The organism is Nitrospira sp. KM1, assembly GCF_011405515.1.
Taxonomy (GTDB): Bacteria; Nitrospirota; Nitrospiria; order Nitrospirales; family Nitrospiraceae; genus Nitrospira_C.
The window spans coordinates 1923272-1942356 of record NZ_AP022671.1 but is presented as its reverse complement, the minus strand read 5'-3'; the positions used below and the strand labels follow the sequence as shown (position 1 = coordinate 1942356).

The window sequence follows — 19085 nt, the reverse complement described above, 5'->3', positions numbered from 1 at the left end:
TCAGACCTTAAAGTGCTTGCTCAGGGTGAGGCCTTGCCGTTGGTACGAGGAGCCGAGGCCGACACCATAGAGTCGTTGGGGAACGTCGATCATTCGATCATACATGACTTTGAAAAAGGTTTGCCCGTCATGAATGAGGAAAGGCACGTCGTGAGGCCTCACCTCGAGAACCACTTGCGTGCCGGCGATTTCGCCGTCCAGACCATAGCCGAATCCAGGATCGAAAAATCCGGCATAATGCGTGCGGAGTTCTCCGCAGGCCGCCTCATAGGCGACCATTTCGGCCGCATAGTCCGGGGGGACGCTGATCCGTTCCTTCGAGGCTAGGATATAAAATTCCTCCGGTTCAAGGAGCAGACTATCCTGTCGATGACGATACAGCGGCTCCCAGAAATCCTGGGCGGCATAATAGCCGATCTTTGAAAGATCGATGACGTGGCTGTTTTTCTTGGCCCGGTAGCCGATCACCGTTGCCCCGTGTCGATCCTCTCCCCTGAGGTCAATGCGCAAGAAGAGCCCCCGATCCGTTCGCAACTCCTTCGCGCTTAGAGGCTTGCGCTGAGGCTGATTATGATACAGGAGAGGTTCCTGACGGTGCAGAGCCTGGACTGTTGCATCGGTCGAACCGGCCTGTCCCCGTACGAACCGGATTTGGTTCAAGGATTGTCCCGTCTTGACCTTGATGGCAAACGAACGGGGAACGATTTCCAAAAATAACGGACCGGAATAGCCGGAACGAATTTCGTCGAACCCCGCATTCAAATCGGTGACGATGCGGGTGAAGACGTCGAGTCGCCCAGTCGTGCTCTTGGGATTGGCTCGTGCTCGGATGTTTCTCGGCAACGCGAGAGATTCCAGCAGTGGAACCAAGTAGACATGTCCCTTTTCCAGGATGGCGCCGCGCGAGAGATCCACCTCGTACATCACGAGGTCCGATTGGTAAAAATCCATGACGTCGAGACGGCTGGAAATGGGAGACAACTCAGGGAGGAAACTGCTGATCAGGCGGTAGGCTTTCTTCCCCAGCCGGAGATCGAAGCTCGCGGGCTGGATCTGCCGGTCTTCAATCGGAACGGCTGCGGACACCGCTCCGGCGGTGATCAGTTTCGTAATCTGCTGATAGGGCAGGATGCCTTGCGCCGGCGTCTTGATCACTGATCGTCCAGATCTCCGCCGCAGCTGTTGCCCCATGCGGCAAAGCCGTCTCTGTCAGGATAGCTGTCGCCGCAGGAGGCAAATGCTTCCTCAGGTTCTGCGCGTGCCGACCGGGCTCCGACCATCGGCAATTCGCGGAGATGTCCTGACTTCGGCTGTGGGTAGTGAAACGTCTTGTTTTCGTAGTTGCGCAGCACGGCGCCGTCCTCGTCCAAGTGCACCAGGTAATCGCCGGGGAGGAGCGGGATTTTTCCGCCGCCGCCCGGGGCGTCGATCACAAAGTGCGGCACGGCCATGCCGCTCGTGTGCCCTTGCAGAGCCTTGATGATATGCAGTCCGGTTTCGACGGACGTCCTGAAATGGTTCGTCCCCTTGGTCAAATCGGCTTGATAGAGATAATAGGGTTTGACGCGGGCGAGAAGCAGTTGATGAACCAGATGTTTCATCGTGTCAGGGTCATCGTTGACGCCCTTGAGCAATACTGTTTGCGCACCGAGCGGCACCCCGGCGTCGGCCAGCATCCCGCAGGCGGTCTTCACCGCGGGCGTCAATTCGTCAGGATGGTTGAAATGGAGGTTCATATAGATCGGGTGATATTTCTTTACGATCTCGCACAGCTTGGGCGTAACGCGTTCCGGCAACGTTCCCGGCACGCGTGAGCCCAGACGGATCAACTCGAGATGCGGGATCGATCGAAGCGCCTTCAGGATACGCTCCAGCAAGTGATCCGGCAACAGCAACGGATCGCCTCCGGACAAGATGACGTCCCGTACTTCAGAATGCGCCCGCAGATAGGCGATGGCCCTGTCGAGCTCCCCTTTCTTAAGGAAGCCCGGTTTCCCGACCAGCCGTTTGCGGGTGCAGAAGCGACAATAAATCGGGCACTGGTTGGTGACCATGAGCAGGACGCGATCCGGATAACGATGAACCAGATGAGGAACGGGACTCATGAGGTCTTCCTCGAGCGGATCGTCCTCCGCGTCGATGTCCGCCAGTTCCTCTATTTCCGGTACGACTTGTTTCCAGATGGCATCTCCCTTCGCCTTGATCGTCCCGAGCACAGCAGGAGTAATCCGCATGGGATACGGGCCGACGACGGCTTCGACCTCCTTCTCATCCAACCCGAACCGATCGGCGAGGTCTTTGGGCTTTACGATGCTCTCTGCAAGGATGCGTCTCCATGCCTCCATCGATCACTCCATGGTTAGCGGGTCGAGGCCCCGCCTGAATGATGTTTGCGGTCGAGGTGGGCGAGAATCTCGTCCGTCTCCGTCAGGACCACGTCTCCGTCTTTCAACACCGGAACGTAGTATTGTCCGGACACGTCGTGAACCTGTTTGCGCAAGGGGCGAATGTCCGGAACGATGACGCCCTCATAGTCCATGTTGAGGTCGGCCAATTTCTGGCGCACGACGTCGCACTCGGGACACCAGGAGACATGGTAGAGGGTCATCGGCATGTTGGCGGTTTCAGCTCCTGTCGCGAGCGACAGTTGTCGGGCATGCGGCGTTACGATTATTGAACATGGTCTTGGACAGATACGCAAGGGACCATGACGGCATCGGTCATGCCGTGAATCACCTTCTTGTCCGCGGGACATACGGTCGCAAGGATTCCAGCCAACTCAATTTTCTCCCCAGCGACAAAATAGTAAGGGGAAAGCCTCGCGCGGCCGGCCATCGTTCTGATCTCGCCGGTGGACGGATCGAAATAATCCAGGTGATATTGCCGCCCCTTGTGGAATTCCTGCAGCACATGCGGCGTCCGATGAAATGCATCGAGGGCTTTTGTAATGGCGGCGGTCCATTCGATCTGAGAAAGATCATGACCGACCGAAACGCCTCGACTGCCCCAAGCCAGCTCCGAGAAGCCAGATGGCTTAATGACATAATGTCGTTCCTTTTGGGTTGCCGCGGCCAGTTCCCCCCAGTGCATGACGGCCCGTCCGCCGAGCGACAGGCCGGGGATCGTGGCGGAAGGAGGAATGGGGGCGGGATCCAGTATCCATGTCCGTGGCATGACGGTGGTCAAATGGAGAAACGTCTCCTCACCGAGTTCCCCGCGCCAGAACGGTTGCAAGGCCGGATGATGCAGCAGGGCAAAGGCAGATTTTTCTTCCAAGGCCGGCTTATAAGGCGGTGTCACGGCGACTTTGTCTTTCTTCGCCGAGTATTGCACGAGCTCTGATTTCGGAATGTTCGGGAGGTCAAAGAGTTCAAAGAACCGGTAGATCAGCGCAATGGGGATGTCGCGATCCCCGGCGGACAGCCGCAGGCCATCTTCGGTGAACCGGATCTGGCGGGGCTCCACACTATATGTCTCTAAGCCGATTCGAGTGAGCTGTCCGGCCATCCAAGTCATCTCAGGCCGGTAGTCTTTGGCCTCATCCGACACCACGAGGGCGACGCAACCGCTTCGCGAGCTGCGCCGGTACTCTAGGAGAGAGGCGAATCCACGCACCATGCCGTCCCTTCCACCCACGAGAACCGGAGGCTCATCCACGTGATCGGCATAGAGATGCGATAGGCATGCGGTCAAGCCGATCCCGCCCGGCACGGAGTCGAGTTCCGTAATGACCATGCCGTCGGATGTGGGAATGACGTCGGGACGAATCACCGACGGAATGTGATCACGAAACCGCTTCATCCTGGAATACGCAATGAGGGAATCGGGTTTGCCCTGATCAAGGTAGTCAGCGATCCATTGCGGCTGCGTATGGCGCGTACTTTCCGTGTACAAACGATTCAAGGCGTGGACGAATCGGAGCAGCTGGGGACCCAGTTGCTGGAAAAACGTCACTTCTGCAGCGCGAAGAGGTAAAGGACAAACACCAATTCGCCATGAATTGGTCGTGGTATCGGATCTGTCGCCTGAGGAGGTCGTCTCGGAGGACTCGGCGAACAGTCCGGCCTCCCTCAGGGCATCCCTGATACCGGTATAGCGGTGCAGAAGGTCGGAGGTAGCCAAATCAGACAGGGGCGAAGTTCGTAACCATCAGGCTGACATCAATAGAAGTAACGTGATCGTAACACGGGGCCTATGATCCTACAAGAGGATCTGATGCGGGGGGAGGCGGGGCCGCCGGTACAGCCATGCGCACGCAGTTTTTTCCTGCGCGCTTGGCGGCATACACGGCGTTGTCTGCGGCAACAACGAGATCATTCGGATTGCCGGCGTGAATCGGAAATGATGCGACTCCCACGCTGCACGTCAATGAGAAGGACCGGGATTTTAGTGCGGACAACTCGGGAAGCATGGTGAGGGTCGTGACGCGGAGGCGGAGCCGTTCAGCCGCACTCAGCGCTCCATCCATCGATGTATCGGGAAGTATCAGGGCGAACTCCTCACCGCCGTACCGGGCCGCGAAATCACTGGCTCGGGCGATCCCGCGATCTGGCCCCTGCTGGCTATCCAGCAGCCAGCCAATTTCCCTCAGCACTTGGTCTCCGGTCGTGTGGCCATAGAGGTCGTTGATCTGTTTGAAATTGTCGAGGTCGACAAACAGCAATGACAAGGGTCGCATCGCACGCAGCGCCAGCGCGCAGAGGTGCTTGAGTGTTTGCTCGAAATGCGAGTGGTTATACAACCCAGTCAAGCTATCCCGTACGGATTGATCTTGCAGCAGTTGATTGGCCTGGATCAGGTCGCGATTGGTGGCTGACAGCTTCTTGACCAGGCGGTCTGTCTCCGCCTGTTGGCGTTTAAGGTCTGTAATATCGGTAATGGTCTCGACGATGTGTGTTTCGCCCGACGTCGTTTGAACCTTGGACCATTGCACGAGGAGATGTTCATCGTTTGGTAGCGGCACTTCGCTTGCCGTCGGAAGACCCGTCTCGATCGTTTTCGGCAGCTTGCAAAATGTGCAAGGCACTTCGCAGCCGGCAATGTGTTCATGACAGGTCCTGCTCGAAATGTCTCCAAATTTTGCTTGCGAGGTCTGATTTTGGAATACGACCTTGTAGGTCACGGGATCGATGACGGTGATGATGAGCTGTTGTGAGTTCAGTAACGTCCGAGGATCATATTGGGGCCGGTCCGATGGGGTCATGGTCGCGCAGTTGGGATAGAATAGCGATTCTCTCGTTGGATGAAGTATCCCAATGGCGGGAAATTCGGTCAAAGAAATTATGGCTTTCGATCTTATCTCCGACGCCGGAACGTGATTGTTTCGGCATAGAGATCCTGGTAGGGGAAGCAGGATAAATAGTGTTACAATAGGCCGTAAAACCAAGGAAATCACATGGCCGTCCCCGCCACCGGCACCACATCTTCGACGAAGCACCCATCGTCCGAGCTTCCCCAGATCGTCCCTAGTTCGACGTGCACACGTTGCGAGGTATGCTGTCGGTTTCCCGATCCCGACAGTCCTTTACGACCATATTTCATGAACCATGAAATAGATGCAGCCGTCGCGCGGGGCCTCGATGGTCGTGTTTTCCGGGCGCTCGACGGATGCCAGGTACATCTGGTGCCCGACCAGGAGGCAGATGGATTCTTGTGCCCTGCCTTCGATGCGGCCACGTCATATTGCAAGATCTACGAATCAAGACCGCTCGACTGTCAGCTGTACCCGCTGGCGCTCATGTGGAATGCGACCCGCACGGAGGTCGTTCTTGGGTGGGATACAAAATGTCCGTTTTTAGATGAACAGGTGCCCGAGCACATCCGCAGCCACGCGGAACGCACTCTGGAACGATTGCGGCAACCGGAGTTGGTAGATATGCTTGCCGCGCACCCGCGGATGATCGGACGGTTCCAAGCGGATGTTCGGATATTGACCGCTCTTCCTCACGTCACGTCGGCGGTCATGACCCGGATGGGCGGGCAGGCGATCCATCCGCTGACGATAGAGGATGTTCCTCGCATGGCGGAGGCGTTGATTCGATCAGGCCTCATCGAATCTCAATCATTGGCGGCCTACTCGGTTCCATACCATTATATGTGCAACACCCTGCTTCCATATTGGTGGGCGGAGGTGGGAGGAGCGTTTTACCTGTTCGCCCATTCACCTGATGGCTGGTTCATGCCGCTTCCTCCATTGGTCTCCGGGGAGATTCGAGAACCGCTTGCGCAGGCATTCGATCTCATGGAGCGATTGAACGGGGCATCTGTTGTCAGCCGCGTCGAAAATATCGGTGCGGCGGCGGCAATGTCCCTGCAGCCGGGCGGGTATCGCCTCGTACAGAAAGACCCAGATTATCTGTATCGTGCTGCGGAGCTCGCTTCGCTTGGCGGAGCGGGATTCAAATCGCAACGTACGCTCTGTAACCGGATCGAAAGATTGGGCGGGGTAACCGTTGAGCCGTACGAGGCAGCGGACCGAAACGGTTGCCGTGCGCTGTATGAACAATGGCAGGAGCAGAAGCAAAAGGGACTGCTTGATACCTTCGGACGCTTGCTGCTGGAGGATGCGCGTTCGGCTCACGAGATCATCTGGGCGCATGCCCCTGCGTTGGCGGTTTCAGGAACGGTCCTGCGCATCAATGGGACGATCCGCGCCTATACGTTCGGGTACTGGCTCACGAAGAAGACCTGGTGCGTGTTGTTGGAAGTCTCGGACCGGACGATGGCGGGGCTGGCCCAATATCTGTTCCGTGATACGTGCCGGACAGCCTTGTCCCACGGTGCTGAATTTATCAATACGATGGACGATGCCGGCCTTGCGGGTCTACGTTCATCCAAGCAGGCCTATCGTCCCATCACCGGAATTCAGAATTTCGCGTGTTACAAAGCGGCTGCCCCATGAATACGCAGAATTTTAATCGTCCCAACAGCCTCCAACGTTATCGCTGGCTTCCGCAACTCATCGTGCTCGTCACGCTCATGGCGGTGGCGGTGGGTGTGTTGCTCCTCTGGAGCGTGGAGCGCCGTCTGGTGTCTGCCGCCGGCGAAGAGTTAACGGTTGCGGCTGCGGAAGTCACGGACAAATTGGACCGTTTGCTCCATGAGCGTCACGGCGATATCCTGATGATGGCGCACGCATTTTCCTTGCGCGCACACGATCCGGTCCACCTAGTAAGCTATCTGGAACGTATGAAGACGCACTATGCGCCCGTCTACCTCTGGCTGGGCGTGACGGACGCGCACGGGACCATGATTGCCGCCACGAACCCTGCTCTTCAGGGACATGATTTCCGAACGGCCGACTGGTTCCGATGGGTTCGGGACGAAAAGTCGGTGCTGATTGCGGGTGTTCGGGCTCACGAGGCCGACGACGTGGAGACGGTGGCTTTTTCAGCTCCCATTCTCGGCGCCGACGGCATGCTTAGGGGTGTGGTCACGACCCGCGTAGCGGTCCCCGCGCTGGAGGAGGTGACGACAGGTACGGTTCGATCCTTGAAGAACCGTCAACAGTTTACGGGCCCCGTAGCCTATCAGATGATCGCAAGCGACGGAATGGTGTTCGCCGACTCGGATGTGTCCCGTAAAGGCGCCCACAAGGCAGCGGCGGACCAAAGTCCTGCATTCGAGGCCGCCCGCAAGGGCGAAGCAGGGTTCATCGAAGAGGAGTATCGCGGTACGAGGGTCGTAACGGGATATGCCCGTACGAAAGGTCCGGGCGATCTGTCCGCACCCCAGTGGCATGTCCTGATGCGCATGGACCGGGATCGCGTCCTGGAGCCGATCAAGTCGATACTCTGGAAGCTGGCTCTGTCCGGGGTGGTCGTATGGCTGCCCATGCTGCTTCTGCTCTACTGGTCAACCAGAAAATTGCGAAATGAATACCAGCAGGCTCAACAGGAAGGCGCGTGGGCTCGCGCGGCCGAGGCGGCGCTGCTGCAGAGTCAGGAGCGCAATCGCGCCATCGTCGATACGGCGCTTGACGGGCTGGTCACCATTGATTCCGGCGGTATGATCACCGATTGGAATGGCCAGGCCTCAACCATATTCGGCTGGCCACGCGAGGAAGCCTTGGGGCGGAGCCTTTCCGAATTGATCATTCCATTGCGGGATCGCGAGGCCCACTTGCGCGGATTGCGCCATTTTCTCAACAGCGGCGAGAGTCACATCCTGAATCGTCGCATCGAAGTCATCGCCCTGCATCGTAGCGGGCGGGAATTTCCGGTCGAACTGGCGATTTCTCCTGTCCGCATCGGCGACACCTTTTTCTTCAGCGCGTTTGCGCGGGATATCACCGAGCGGCGGGAAGCCGAAACGAAGCTCAGGGAGAGCGAGGCCCGATACCGATCGGTGGTCAATGCTCTCGACGAGGGTGTCGTCGTCATCGATGTTCAGGGCGGCATTCGCACTGCCAACACCAGCGCCGAACGCATTCTCGGACTTCCCCTCACCGAATTGACGAAGCGGGCGGTCGGTGACCCCAATTGGAAGGCCATTCACGAAGACGGCACGCCCTATCGCAGCGAAGAGTTTCCCGCCGCCGTCACGTTACGAACGGGGAAACCCTGTTCGGGCATGATCCTGGGACTCTACAAGCCCAACGGAGAGCTACGGTGGCTGGATGTCAATTCGAGGCCGCTGCATCTCAAGGGGGACGTAGCTCCTTCGGCGGTCGTGGTGTCATTTTCCGATATCAGCCAACGAAAAAGGGCTGAAGAGCGGTTGGCCGCGCAATATGCGGTGACGAGAGTATTGGCGGAGTCCCGCATGTTCGACGAAGCCATTCCCAAGATCATCCAGGCAGTCGGACAAAATCTCGAATGGGACTGCGGGGTCTTCTGGCGGGTGGATAAAGTCAAGGGTGTGCTGCGGTGCATCGATCAGTGGCAACACTCATCGCTCAAGAACGACCGGTTCGAAACGGCGACCTGGCACTACGCATTCAAACCCGGCGAGGGTTTGCCCGGGAGAATCTGGGAAACCGGAAAGCCTGCCTGGGTTGCAGATGTCTGTGACGACCAGCAGTTTGCGAGCCGGGAGGATGTACGCTCGTCGGGATTTCATGGGGCCATCGGTTTTCCCGTTCAAGTGGGAGGGGAAGTCGAAGGCGTGATCGAACTCTTCAGCCGGCAGGTGCGGGTGCCGGATCAAGAACTGTTGAAGATGATCGAAGATATGACACTCAAGATCGGTCAGCTCGGAGAACGCACGCGGACAGAGGATGCCTTGCGTCAAACGGAAGCGCAGCTCCAACACTCTCAGAAAATGGAGGCTGTCGGACGTCTTGCCGGAGGGGTGGCCCACGACTTCAACAACCTGCTCACGGTGATCCGGGGATATAGCGAATTGCTGCTTGCCCGTCTCGAAAGCGGCGATTCGATGCGAAAGGATGTGGAAGAAGTCAAGAAGGCGGCTGATCGTGCGACCGGCCTGACCCGCCAGCTGCTCGCCTTTAGCCGACGGCAATTCATTGCGCAGAAGGTCATCGATCTCAACGCGCTCGTGATGAACATGGATGGCATGTTACGCCGTCTCATGGGGGAAGACATGATCGAACTCTGCGCCGAGCTGGCTCCCCAAATCGGCGGCATTCGCGCCGATCCAGGCCAGATGGAGCAGGTCATCATGAATCTGGCCGTCAACGCCCGGGATGCCATGCCGAAAGGCGGAAAACTCACGATCGAGACGCGTAACGTCACGATCGGCAAGCAGCCCAGACACGAAGCGATAGGTGTCGATCCCGGATCCTACGTCATGCTGGCTGTCCGTGATACGGGTCACGGGATGGATGCCGACACGCGGTCACACATGTTCGAACCGTTCTTTACCACTAAGGATAAAGGAAAGGGCACCGGCCTGGGTCTCTCGACGGTCTACGGCATTGTCAAACAGAGTAACGGCAATATTCGGGTTGAAAGCGTTCCAGGCCAGGGGACGGTCTTCCGCATCTATTTCCCGTTGATTGCCGAGGACGCCCAGGTGGCTACCGGACCCGGAGACATTCCGGCCCCGGCTTACGGCAAGGAAACCATTCTATTGGTCGAGGACGAGCCGGCCGTGCGCGGATTGGTCCACGAAACATTGCGATTGCACGGATACACCGTACTGGAAGCCCGTCACGGCATCGAAGCGCTCATGACGGTGGCGAAACATAATGGCCCGATTCATCTCCTGTTGACGGACGTCGTCATGCCGCAGATGAGCGGACCGGAGGTGGCCGAAAAATTACAATCGATCCGTCCGGGAACCAAAGTCCTCTATATGTCCGGTTATCCCGATCATCCCGTCTTCGAGCAAGGCGGCGTGTCGAAAGGAACGGCCTTTCTTCCGAAGCCGTTTACGCCGAATGTCCTCGCAAAAAAGGTTCGCGACGTACTGGACGGTGTGAAGGTCGCCTAGGAGGCTGCGGAAAAACCCTGTGGGTACGCCGGAATTGCACTGGCCGAGACGTCTGGAATAACAGGTGTACGCCATCCAGGATGCTCAAAAAGGCCGTCCAGCAAGGCCGCAGCGAGCGAAGAGGCGAGGCGTACGCTTCGGTACGTTGAGCTTCTGAGCGAAGTGAGAACGCCGCTGGCGGACTTTTTCAGCATCCTGCTAGAGACTCGCGCCGTTCACGCTGCCGAGGCGCGTCGTTCTCTTGATCTTCCGTTACGATCCGTTTATCGTGCCATCACCATTCAATGACCGGGAATGCTATGCAACAAACGGCACGCCTCCATGACATTGGGGAATATCGAATTGCCGCGGAACCGTTCTATGCGGATGTCCGTGGCGAAGTAAGTCTCTTCAGCACGGCGGCGAAGAATCGCATGCCGGTCATGCTGAAAGGGCCGACGGGCTGTGGGAAGACGCGATTCGTCCAGCACATGGCCTACCGGCTGAAGCGTCCGCTGATTACCGTGGCGTGTCACGAGGATCTCACCGCTTCCGATCTTGTGGGACGATATCTGCTCAAAGGGCAGGAAACAGTATGGATCGATGGTCCTCTGACTCTCGGGGTGAAGCATGGAGCGATCGTGTATCTGGATGAAGTCGTCGAGGCCCGCAAGGACACGACGGTGATCATTCATCCGCTGAGTGATGACCGCCGCGTATTGCCCATTGAAAAACAAGGCCGGATTCTCGAAGCCTCCGACGACTTCATGCTGGTCATATCCTACAATCCCGGTTATCAAAACGTACTCAAGGATTTGAAGCAGAGTACCAAGCAACGCTTCATGGCCATCGAGTTCGACTATCCAACCGCCGACATCGAAACCGCCATTGTGCAGCGGGAGTCCGGCGTGAACGAAACACTCGCTGCGGGCCTGGTCAGGCTTGCCGGGAAAGTCCGCAATCTGAAAAATCATGGCCTGGAGGAAGGCGTCAGCACCAGGTTGTTGATCTACGCTGCCACGCTGATCCGCGACGGCGTCGCCGTCGACCGGGCATGTGATGTGGCGATCGCCAGGCCGATTACGGATGACACGGACATGCAGCGGAGTATTCTCGAACTGGCAAAGGCCATTTTCTGATCATCGCAGCCGTTTCGTCGATGAATCATGACATGATCGTTGAAACCGAGGACGGTGCCGTTCTCCGAGTCCAGGTCCAACCAAGAGGATCCAGAACGGAATGTGTTGGCAGGCAAGGGGACGCGCTTAAGATCCGGACGGTCTCACCTCCGGTCGACGGCATGGCCAATGAGGAATTGATTCGGTTTCTGGCCAGCGCCTTGACGGTTCCGCGCGCGGCCGTGACGATTCAGTCGGGATCCCAATCCAGACAGAAACGGGTCAAGATCAGGGGAGTCACGGCGCAATACATTGCAGGCCGGTTGATTCCGAAGGAACGTGAACCATGAGAGCTGCCGGCAAAGCGGCGGTTCTCTTCTCTTGTTTGTTGTTCCTGACCTCCTGCGCCGGTCCCAAGCCGGTGCTCTATCCCAACGCTCATTTACAATCAGTCGGAAAGGATACAGCTGACCAGGATATCGAATCATGCCGGCAGCTTGCCGAATCCTCCGGCGCGGAGAAGGGAACGGGGAAGGGCGGGCGGGTCGCGAAGAGCACGGCGATCGGCGCAGGCGTTGGTGCGGCCAGCGGTGCCGTCGGCGGTGCAATCGTGGGGTCGGCCGGGACTGGTTCACTCGTCGGCGCAGCAAGCGGCGCCGTGTGGGGATTTCTCATGGGGCTGTTTACCACGGGATCGTCGCAGCCGAACCAGGCCTATACCAATTTCGTGAATCGTTGTCTGCAGGAACAAGGCTATGAGGTGACCGGATGGCAGTAAGCAGGCTTGGACGAGAAGTGGAACCGCTGCGATCCAAGCGGATGACGGGCGATGAGAATGGCAGCAATCGGAGCGACCTCGCAATCGTGCTCGCGCTCGTCGTGTCTCTGGGAGCATGCGCTGGTCCTGAGCCGTTGCTGCGACCCAATGCCAAATATCAACTCCAGGGGCGCGAGGCGTCGAAGTTGGATGTTGAAGACTGCCGCAGAAAAGCGGAGGCGGCTGGGCTGAAGCCAGGGACGGACAGAAGTGGGAACGTCGCCGCCGGAGCCGGTATCGGTATTGTCGGAGGGGCGGCCATTGGCGCTTCGTCCGGGCTGATCGGCGGCGCAACCGGAGTGGCGATCGGTGCGGCAGTGGGAGGAGCGCTTGGTCTCGTGATCGGGATGGTCGGGGGCGCCTACCGGCCGCTTGAACCCGATCCGCCGTATGCTGATGCCGTTGTCGGCTGTTTGATCGAACGCGGGTATGAGGTCAAAGGCTGGGATTAGGAGTCTGGTTAAGCCGCTCGCGCGATGGCTCGGGGGTAGATGACGGCCAGTGTCTCTTCTAATTGTCTCCGTGCCGTCCTTCCCACCAATTCCAACTCGTCGCCCCTCATTTTGAGCAAAGCGCTCACACCCGATGGGAGGGTCTTTGGCGACGAAGACGCCATGCCGCCAGCTTCGCTTGGATCCGCCATCACTCCCGCCGCATAGAGGATCGCGGCATCCTGCTCCGCTTGAGTGGCCAGTATCGGGGTCAGTTGAAAACGAATCGCCTCTTCTAAGCGTAATGGCATGCCCCATAGACTCATCAACTCTCCTCCCACCTCCGCAAAATCGCATCCGATGGAAGCCCGTTCGACTTCAGGAAGAGAGAGCTGCAGATTAGCGGCCTCGATTATGGCGCTGTGAATTCGTTCCGGCACCGTCTGGTACAGCACCAGATGGCCCACGTCCCGGAGCAGTCCGGCGACGAATAGCTGCTCGCTGTCCTGTATGTGGCAGGCTCTTGCCACGTGTACGGCGATCAGGGCGGACAGAACGCTCTTGCGCCAGAAGGTGGTCATATTCATCGTGGTCGGCGGCAACTGTCCGAAGGCCTTCGCGACATTCGTGGCAAAGACCATATGTGAAATCGATCTGGTGCCAAGGAGGTTCACGGCTTGGCTCAGCGTGCCGATCTTATGCGGGATGGCATACAGCGGACTGTTTACGATCCGGAGCACCTTGGCCGTCATAGAAGGGTCCAGCGAGAGGGCATTGGCCAGGTCATCCATGCTGGAATAGGGATCGTCTATGGTCTCCCTGACCCGCAGATAAATTTCCGGCAATGATGTGAGCGATCCGCAAGCTTCTACGACTTCTCTGGCTGAAGGCATAACGTGGCCTCTACAAAATCAATCGATGTGCCGACCGATACCGTTAGTATCGGTTGGCAGAGGGATTTGCTGAAGCCGTGTATTCGTGTTGGTCTGTTTGAACGGCTACGCGATCACAGTCGCGTCAGATATTTGACAGGAGGATCAGCCTGTTGATTCCGGGCGACGGGAGCCGGGTGGTTGAGCCGCCTTATGTTTGAGCGCCCGCCCGCGACCAGGCGAGGGATCGCTCACCACGCCATAGATTTCCCGCCCTTCGTGGCCTTCAGGCAGATATTCAGTGATCGGCAGGCCATCCTCGCGGACAAACAACAGGCAATGGCAATACTTGTAGATTTGCATTTCATCGCAGGCGCAAATCCACCGTCGGAGCTTGGCCTCTGCAGGTTTATCCTTATAGAAATTGCAAGGGCAGAGCGGCTTCCCCAACTCATCGACGTGCATCGCCAGCCCTTTGACGACCGATTCGGTGACGGCCGGGTTCGGATGCATGGCGGTGCCGCTCTTGTCGGCAAAGCCCTTCACATACCGTATCATCTTCTCAAGACTCTCTTGGCTTGGTTCTGCCATGTGAATTCCTCATGCCGCCCGATTGATTATCAGCGTAAAATTATCGAGCAGGAAGCGCGGTTTGCATAAAACGATCGGGCACGCTTCAAGATACCGAAAAGCGTGGGCGCGTAACATGACGAAAGTCATGTTCTCACCCTGTGATCGGATGGCCGGTCTACTCGCCGCCGGGAAAACGATCGACGACACCGGTATTCCACCAGCCGCTGTTTAGGGCGCCCGACCTCGATACTTGGGACGTACGAGTCGTAAAGGCCGATTCGCCACAGTTTACAAGCGCCCGGGGCTTCTTTACAATCCTGAGCTTCTCAATTTTACGGTTCGCGAAGAGGTCGTGAGTGCAGGAGAAGCTCGTCAGCCGCCTTGAAACAGAGCTGGGAACAACAATGTCCCTTCGTATCGCCTCGGCTCTGACCCAGGAAGGTCTGCGGTCCGGCGACATCTTGGCTCTCCTCGACGAACTTGAAGACATCTCCGCTAAGGTGGCGCGAGCGGCGGTGTCAGCCCTACCTGATTTAGAATCGCGTAAATGTCTGTCATTGATTATTCCCTGGCTCGATGTTGCCGTCACGCTGGCCGGTTCCTCGGGCGCCACCGCCCTCAAATACCTGAAGGACAGTCCCATTATCCTCGGTGTGATCGAACCTGAAAATCAACGGGCTGCGGTGTTGGCCCGCGGTCTCGAGATCGCGGAGCAGGATGCGAATGTGGCGCTTGAATTTCTTCGTACCGCTCCACGCCTGTCGGCAGTGCTCCCTGCAAGTCACGTGGGGCCCTGGCTGGAAGCGGCAGTTGAGCTGACTCAGGCCGATGTGGTCGTCGGATTGGAATACGTCCGTCAGATCCCCGAGCTTGTTCCAGTTCTGCAACTCGATGATGTGCGCGACTGGCTGGCATTCGGAATGAAACTGGTTACGCCGAACACGCTGGGTAAACCGGACTACATGGCGACGATGGAGTTTCTACGAACGAGCCCGGCCATTTTGAAAGACGTGGAGCATCTCCCGTCACGGTCGAAGGTAGTCCGATTGGGAACCAGTTTGGCGGATCGCTCACCGGAGATAGGCATTACATGGCTGTCGGAATCACCCAGATTGCTGCGGGATTTGCCGTCAGGCGAGTGGCAGATGCGCGTGTTGCAGCATGCGGCGCTTCTTGCCGAGCGGGATGCCGATGCGACGCTCGCGTTTCTGCGTCGGTGTCCGGAGGTGCTCGGATTGATCGGCCAGGGGGCGGAGGCTGTCTCGCGATTCAGCGAATGGTTCAAAACCGGCATGGAGGTACTCGCCTATAGTTCCGAAGGGGCGCGTGCGTATTTTGCGGTCGAATCAGGCCGGGCGTTGTCTGCCGTGGAACAGGCGCTGAGCGGGGTCTCACTTCGCCAGGTGTCGCGCAAAGTGAAACTGTTCGTCCAAGGCCTGTGCGGAACCGATGTCGCGATCGTCCCGTTGCCGGATTCGGTTGCCGCTCCTGCCGCCCGGGCGTCTGTGAGCGCCGATGGCCGGACCATCGCCCTTCCTGCGCTGCTGCGCCGGTATTCCTCGGCCGACAAAAATGAACGGCTCTATTTGGTCATGGCAGCCCATGAGGCGGGCCATCTGGAGTTCGGGACGTATAGACTCAGGCTCGACGCGCTGCGGGATGTCATTGAGGCGTTGTGGGAACGGTACCTGATAAGGGATCGACGATTTCCCGTCTCGCTGGCCGCGCTGTTCGCCTTCTATCCGCATCCGAAACTTATCCGCGATATTTGGACGGTGCTCGAAGACGCCCGTGTGGAACATCGGCTCCGGACCGAGTATCCCGGATTGAGTCGCGATCTCGCTCAATTGGCAGACGAAGCGATTGTTGCGAGGAATCCGTCTCATGGGTTGACCGCAAAAGAGCTCATCGTGGATTGTCTGCTCAAGCTTTCATCCGGCCGGTCGGAAGAATCGTCGGTGCCTTACGCCGTGAAGCAGGAGGTATCCAGTATCTGGCGGCTGTGCGATCCGGTCTTCAAGCCGGACACCACGGCCGAGGAGTTAGTTCGCGTCGCCCACAAAGTATACGTCCGTCTGGAAGAGTTGTTGGCATCGAAAGCAGAGATGATTTCAGGGGATCGAACGGAAGAGTCATCTCAGGATCAGGGAGCAGGCCCGGCAGCATCCGAGGAGAGCGGAGAACCCTATCGACCGGTGACCAATTGGGAGTATCGTGGTGAGTTGAATCCCGAATTCGTCACCGGGCATGTCGAAAGGACGGATAAGTCCCGGCCGCAACCAGAGACGCAAAGCAGAGGAGATGCAGGGGCTTCGAATCGGAACGAGGGCGGTCAGGCCGACCGTTCGAGCGCAGATCATTCGTTGACGGGAGATCTGATGACAGGAGGCCGATCTCTACCAAGCTCCATCGAGGAATTGTTGAGTCTCGAGAGTCGGCACGGATCGGAAGAACAGGCGGTAACCGGAGAGCGGACGATCCTCTATTCCGAATGGGACCATGGGATCCGGGACTACCGGGTGAATTGGTGCCGGGTCATCGAAAAACCTGCCGAAGCCGGCTCGGACGATGGCGTGGCCGAGACCTTGGCGTCGCATCGGAGCATGATCCGATCGCTTCGCCGGGTTTTCGAAAGTCTCAGAGTTCCCGCGTCCCGCCGGCTTTCCGGTCGATCCGATGGAGAAGACATTGATCTCGACGCGCTCGTGCGGAGGACCGCCGAGCAGAGAGCCGGCCTTGAAGGCGATGACCGGATTTACATCCGCAGGGAGAAGCACGATCGGCAGGTCGCGGTGGCTTTTTTAGTCGATGTCAGCGGGTCGACTGCAAGACAGGTCGATCAGGGACGGCGGGTCATTGATATCGAGAGAGAGAGCTTGATTGTCCTATGCGAGGCCATGGAGGCGATCGGCGACCAATATGCCCTCTTCGCCTATTCGGGGCAGGGCCGCCGGATGGTCGATGTTCACGTCATCAAGGATTTTGGCGAGCACCTCGGCCCCCTCACCGCCGCGCGCCTCGGTGGGTTAGGCCCGAGGCAGCAAAACCGGGATGGGGCGGCCATTCGTCACGCGATCGTTAAACTCAAATCCAGAGAGGCGAAAACCCGCCTTCTCATATTGTTAAGCGACGGGCGGCCGTTGGACGGGGAATATAAAGACGAATATTCCCTTGAAGATACCAAGGTCGCCTTGCGTGAGGCGAGGCAGAGCGGGATCGACACCTTTTGCGTGACGATCGATCGGGAGGCCGATCAATACCTGCGGCGGATGTACGGCGAAGTCCGCTATACTGTCATTGACCGCATCGAGAGCCTTCCCGCCAGGCTTCCTCTGATTTACCAACGGCTGACCGCGTGAGTCCGTTCGAAGGTCAAAGCGGATCACAGAATGTTAGTGATCGACAGCGATGAGAAACATATGCCCGACCGAGAGGAATCGATCCATATGCAGGGTGCTTCTGAAAAGCCATCGGTTCCACCGTGGCTCTATAAATTGTTTACCGGCCATCAATACCCATATGTCCGGCGTTTGGCGAAATTTGCCCAACCGGTAAAGGCCGGGGAGGATCGTCCCGAACCTACCAAAGACATGATCGAGGCGAAATTCTGGGAAGTGTATCCTCGTTGTTCCGTCAAGGTGCTCCAGGAAGTAAAAGTCGGCATGATTGTCGTGTTCCATGATCTGAACTCCTATCCAGCGGGAGCCTATCGGGAACTGGTCGACAATCCGGAGGAATTTCTGGCAAAGACGTACGGCAAGAAAAAGATCAAAGTGAATTTTTATGATGGAGAGAATTTTGTCTGCACGATCAACTTCAAAGTGGCCGGTTGGACTGAGCATGAACACTCCTGATCCGGTGAGGTCATGATCCGCGGGAAGAGACTCTTGGCAACTGGAACCCGGGTGATGCGGAGGACAATGACATGAAAAAACCCAAGATCACCGTCGTGGGGGCCGGAAACGTCGGCGGGACCACGGCACAGCGATTGGCGGAGAAGGATGCCTATGAGGTCGTTCTCGTCGATATCGTGGAAGGCATTCCGCAAGGCAAGGCGCTGGATATTTCGCAAGCCGGCCCGGTATGCGGCTACAGCACCCGTGTCGTCGGCACCAACGGCTACGATGAGACGGCAGGATCGTCTGTGGCCGTGATTACGTCCGGCATTCCCAGAAAGCCCGGGATGAGCCGCGATGAGCTCTTGTCCACGAATGCGAAAATCGTGAAATCCGTCGTGAGCGAACTGGTTGCCCGCTCTCCGGAGATTATCTTGATTCTGGTCACGAATCCCCTGGACGCAATGGTCCATGTGGCCCGGCGCGTGAGCGGCTTACCGAAGACCAAAGTCATTGGCATGGCCGGAGTCCTGGATTCGGCCAGAATGCGCACGTTCATTGCAGCCGAACTGGGAGTACCTGGACACGAGGTACAAGCGATGGTTCTCGGAGGACATGGCGATACCATGGTGCCGCTGCCGCGGTATACGACCGTACGAGGGAAGCCGGTCTCCGACCTCATGACAAAGGACAGGTTGAATGCGATCGTAAAGCGCACAAGGGATGGGGGAGCCGAAATCGTCGGACTGCTGAAAACCGGCAGCGCATTTTATGCCCCGTCGGCTTCTGCCGTGGACATGGTAGAGGCCATTCACAAAGATGAGAAACGCGTCATGCCCTGCGCGGTCTTGTGTGAAGGTGAGTACGGATTGAAAGATGTCGTGGTAGGAGTGCCGGTGAAAATCGGGCGCGGTGGAGCGGAGGAAATCGTCGAGTACGAGTTGACGCAAGAAGAACGAGCCGCGCTCAACTCTTCCGCCGGCGCAGTGCGCGAACTGTGCGCGGCAGTCGACCGACTGATGGGGTAGGCGCAGGGCAATGCGGACACGCATCCGCAATACCGC

General features: G+C 57.9%; 16 protein-coding genes. 9 read left to right on the top strand and 7 right to left on the bottom strand.

Features of this window, described 5'->3' with window-relative positions:
- From W02_RS08830 to W02_RS08810, 5 genes are all read right to left on the bottom strand, one after another.
- Complete coding sequence (locus W02_RS08830) at positions 1–1155, bottom strand: 2'-deoxycytidine 5'-triphosphate deaminase (RefSeq protein WP_232068693.1); 1155 nt, start codon at positions 1153–1155, stop codon at positions 1–3.
- Complete coding sequence (locus tag W02_RS08825; RefSeq protein WP_173046833.1) at positions 1152–2345, bottom strand: KamA family radical SAM protein; 1194 nt, start codon at positions 2343–2345, stop codon at positions 1152–1154. Before W02_RS08825 ends, W02_RS08830 begins: the two co-directional genes overlap by 4 nt.
- 14 nt (positions 2346–2359) lie before the next feature.
- Positions 2360–2614: a glutathione S-transferase N-terminal domain-containing protein gene (locus tag W02_RS08820; protein ID WP_173046831.1), complete on the bottom strand. Its 255-nt coding sequence runs from the start codon at positions 2612–2614 to the stop codon at positions 2360–2362.
- A gap of 56 nt (positions 2615–2670) precedes the next feature.
- Positions 2671–3801, bottom strand: coding sequence for a hypothetical protein (locus tag W02_RS08815; protein ID WP_197742190.1), 1131 nt, complete (start codon positions 3799–3801; stop codon positions 2671–2673).
- 391 nt (positions 3802–4192) lie between these two features.
- Positions 4193–5203 carry a GGDEF domain-containing protein gene (locus W02_RS08810; RefSeq protein ID WP_173046829.1) on the bottom strand — a complete coding sequence of 337 codons (1011 nt, stop codon included), beginning with the start codon at positions 5201–5203 and terminating at the stop codon, positions 4193–4195.
- Between the two features lie 192 nt (positions 5204–5395).
- Between W02_RS08810 and W02_RS08805 the strand changes: the two genes are divergently transcribed.
- The 6 genes from W02_RS08805 to W02_RS08780 all read left to right on the top strand — a co-directional run bounded on the left by W02_RS08805 (position 5396) and on the right by W02_RS08780 (position 12761).
- Complete coding sequence (locus tag W02_RS08805) at positions 5396–6901, top strand: phosphatidylglycerol lysyltransferase domain-containing protein (protein ID WP_173046827.1); 1506 nt, start codon at positions 5396–5398, stop codon at positions 6899–6901.
- Positions 6898–10395, top strand: a complete 3498-nt coding sequence (locus W02_RS08800; protein WP_173046825.1) for a PAS domain S-box protein — start codon at positions 6898–6900, stop codon at positions 10393–10395. The genes W02_RS08805 and W02_RS08800 overlap by 4 nt, the downstream gene beginning before the upstream one ends.
- Positions 10396–10694: 299 nt before the next feature.
- Complete coding sequence (locus W02_RS08795; protein ID WP_173046823.1) at positions 10695–11513, top strand: CbbQ/NirQ/NorQ/GpvN family protein; 819 nt, start codon at positions 10695–10697, stop codon at positions 11511–11513.
- A gap of 32 nt (positions 11514–11545) precedes the next feature.
- Positions 11546–11842, top strand: a complete 297-nt coding sequence (locus W02_RS08790) for a DUF167 family protein (protein WP_173046821.1) — start codon at positions 11546–11548, stop codon at positions 11840–11842.
- Positions 11839–12270 (top strand): glycine zipper family protein, encoded by a 432-nt coding sequence (locus W02_RS08785; RefSeq protein ID WP_173046819.1) that lies wholly within the window; start codon positions 11839–11841, stop codon positions 12268–12270. Before W02_RS08790 ends, W02_RS08785 begins: the two co-directional genes overlap by 4 nt.
- Positions 12261–12761, top strand: coding sequence for a hypothetical protein (locus W02_RS08780; RefSeq protein ID WP_173046817.1), 501 nt, complete (start codon positions 12261–12263; stop codon positions 12759–12761). Before W02_RS08785 ends, W02_RS08780 begins: the two co-directional genes overlap by 10 nt.
- Before the next feature lie 8 nt (positions 12762–12769).
- Here the strand turns inward: W02_RS08780 and W02_RS08775 are convergent, their stop codons facing one another.
- On the bottom strand, positions 12770–13633 hold the full coding sequence (locus W02_RS08775) for an HDOD domain-containing protein (RefSeq protein WP_173046815.1): 864 nt from the start codon (positions 13631–13633) through the stop codon (positions 12770–12772).
- Positions 13634–13777: 144 nt separating this feature from the next.
- The gene (locus W02_RS08770; RefSeq protein ID WP_173046813.1) at positions 13778–14203 is read right to left on the bottom strand and encodes a ferredoxin-thioredoxin reductase catalytic domain-containing protein; all 426 of its coding nucleotides are present in this window, start codon (positions 14201–14203) and stop codon (positions 13778–13780) included.
- Between the two features lie 338 nt (positions 14204–14541).
- Here W02_RS08770 and W02_RS08765 point away from each other — a divergent pair, with 338 nt between their 5' ends.
- From W02_RS08765 to mdh, 3 genes are all read left to right on the top strand, one after another.
- Positions 14542–17544, top strand: coding sequence for a nitric oxide reductase activation protein NorD (locus W02_RS08765; RefSeq protein ID WP_173046792.1), 3003 nt, complete (start codon positions 14542–14544; stop codon positions 17542–17544).
- A 60-nt stretch (positions 17545–17604) separates the two neighbouring features.
- Positions 17605–18039, top strand: a complete 435-nt coding sequence (locus tag W02_RS08760) for a hypothetical protein (protein ID WP_173046790.1) — start codon at positions 17605–17607, stop codon at positions 18037–18039.
- A gap of 71 nt (positions 18040–18110) precedes the next feature.
- Positions 18111–19049 (top strand): malate dehydrogenase, encoded by a 939-nt coding sequence (gene mdh, locus W02_RS08755; RefSeq protein ID WP_173046788.1) that lies wholly within the window; start codon positions 18111–18113, stop codon positions 19047–19049.
- The last annotated feature ends 36 nt before the right edge of the window (positions 19050–19085 follow it).

Coding starts and splice junctions, on each gene's coding strand:
- W02_RS08825 (WP_173046833.1), bottom strand. CDS start 2,345: ATGGAGGCATGGAGACGCATCCTTGCAGAGAGCATCGTAAAGCCCAAA.
- W02_RS08820 (WP_173046831.1), bottom strand. CDS start 2,614: ATGCCGATGACCCTCTACCATGTCTCCTGGTGTCCCGAGTGCGACGTC.
- W02_RS08815 (WP_197742190.1), bottom strand. CDS start 3,801: ATGAAGCGGTTTCGTGATCACATTCCGTCGGTGATTCGTCCCGACGTC.
- W02_RS08810 (WP_173046829.1), bottom strand. CDS start 5,203: ATGACCCCATCGGACCGGCCCCAATATGATCCTCGGACGTTACTGAAC.
- W02_RS08805 (WP_173046827.1), top strand. CDS start 5,396: ATGGCCGTCCCCGCCACCGGCACCACATCTTCGACGAAGCACCCATCG.
- W02_RS08800 (WP_173046825.1), top strand. CDS start 6,898: ATGAATACGCAGAATTTTAATCGTCCCAACAGCCTCCAACGTTATCGC.
- W02_RS08795 (WP_173046823.1), top strand. CDS start 10,695: ATGCAACAAACGGCACGCCTCCATGACATTGGGGAATATCGAATTGCC.
- W02_RS08790 (WP_173046821.1), top strand. CDS start 11,546: ATGATCGTTGAAACCGAGGACGGTGCCGTTCTCCGAGTCCAGGTCCAA.
- W02_RS08785 (WP_173046819.1), top strand. CDS start 11,839: ATGAGAGCTGCCGGCAAAGCGGCGGTTCTCTTCTCTTGTTTGTTGTTC.
- W02_RS08780 (WP_173046817.1), top strand. CDS start 12,261: ATGGCAGTAAGCAGGCTTGGACGAGAAGTGGAACCGCTGCGATCCAAG.
- W02_RS08775 (WP_173046815.1), bottom strand. CDS start 13,633: ATGCCTTCAGCCAGAGAAGTCGTAGAAGCTTGCGGATCGCTCACATCA.
- W02_RS08770 (WP_173046813.1), bottom strand. CDS start 14,203: ATGGCAGAACCAAGCCAAGAGAGTCTTGAGAAGATGATACGGTATGTG.
- W02_RS08760 (WP_173046790.1), top strand. CDS start 17,605: ATGCCCGACCGAGAGGAATCGATCCATATGCAGGGTGCTTCTGAAAAG.
- mdh (WP_173046788.1), top strand. CDS start 18,111: ATGAAAAAACCCAAGATCACCGTCGTGGGGGCCGGAAACGTCGGCGGG.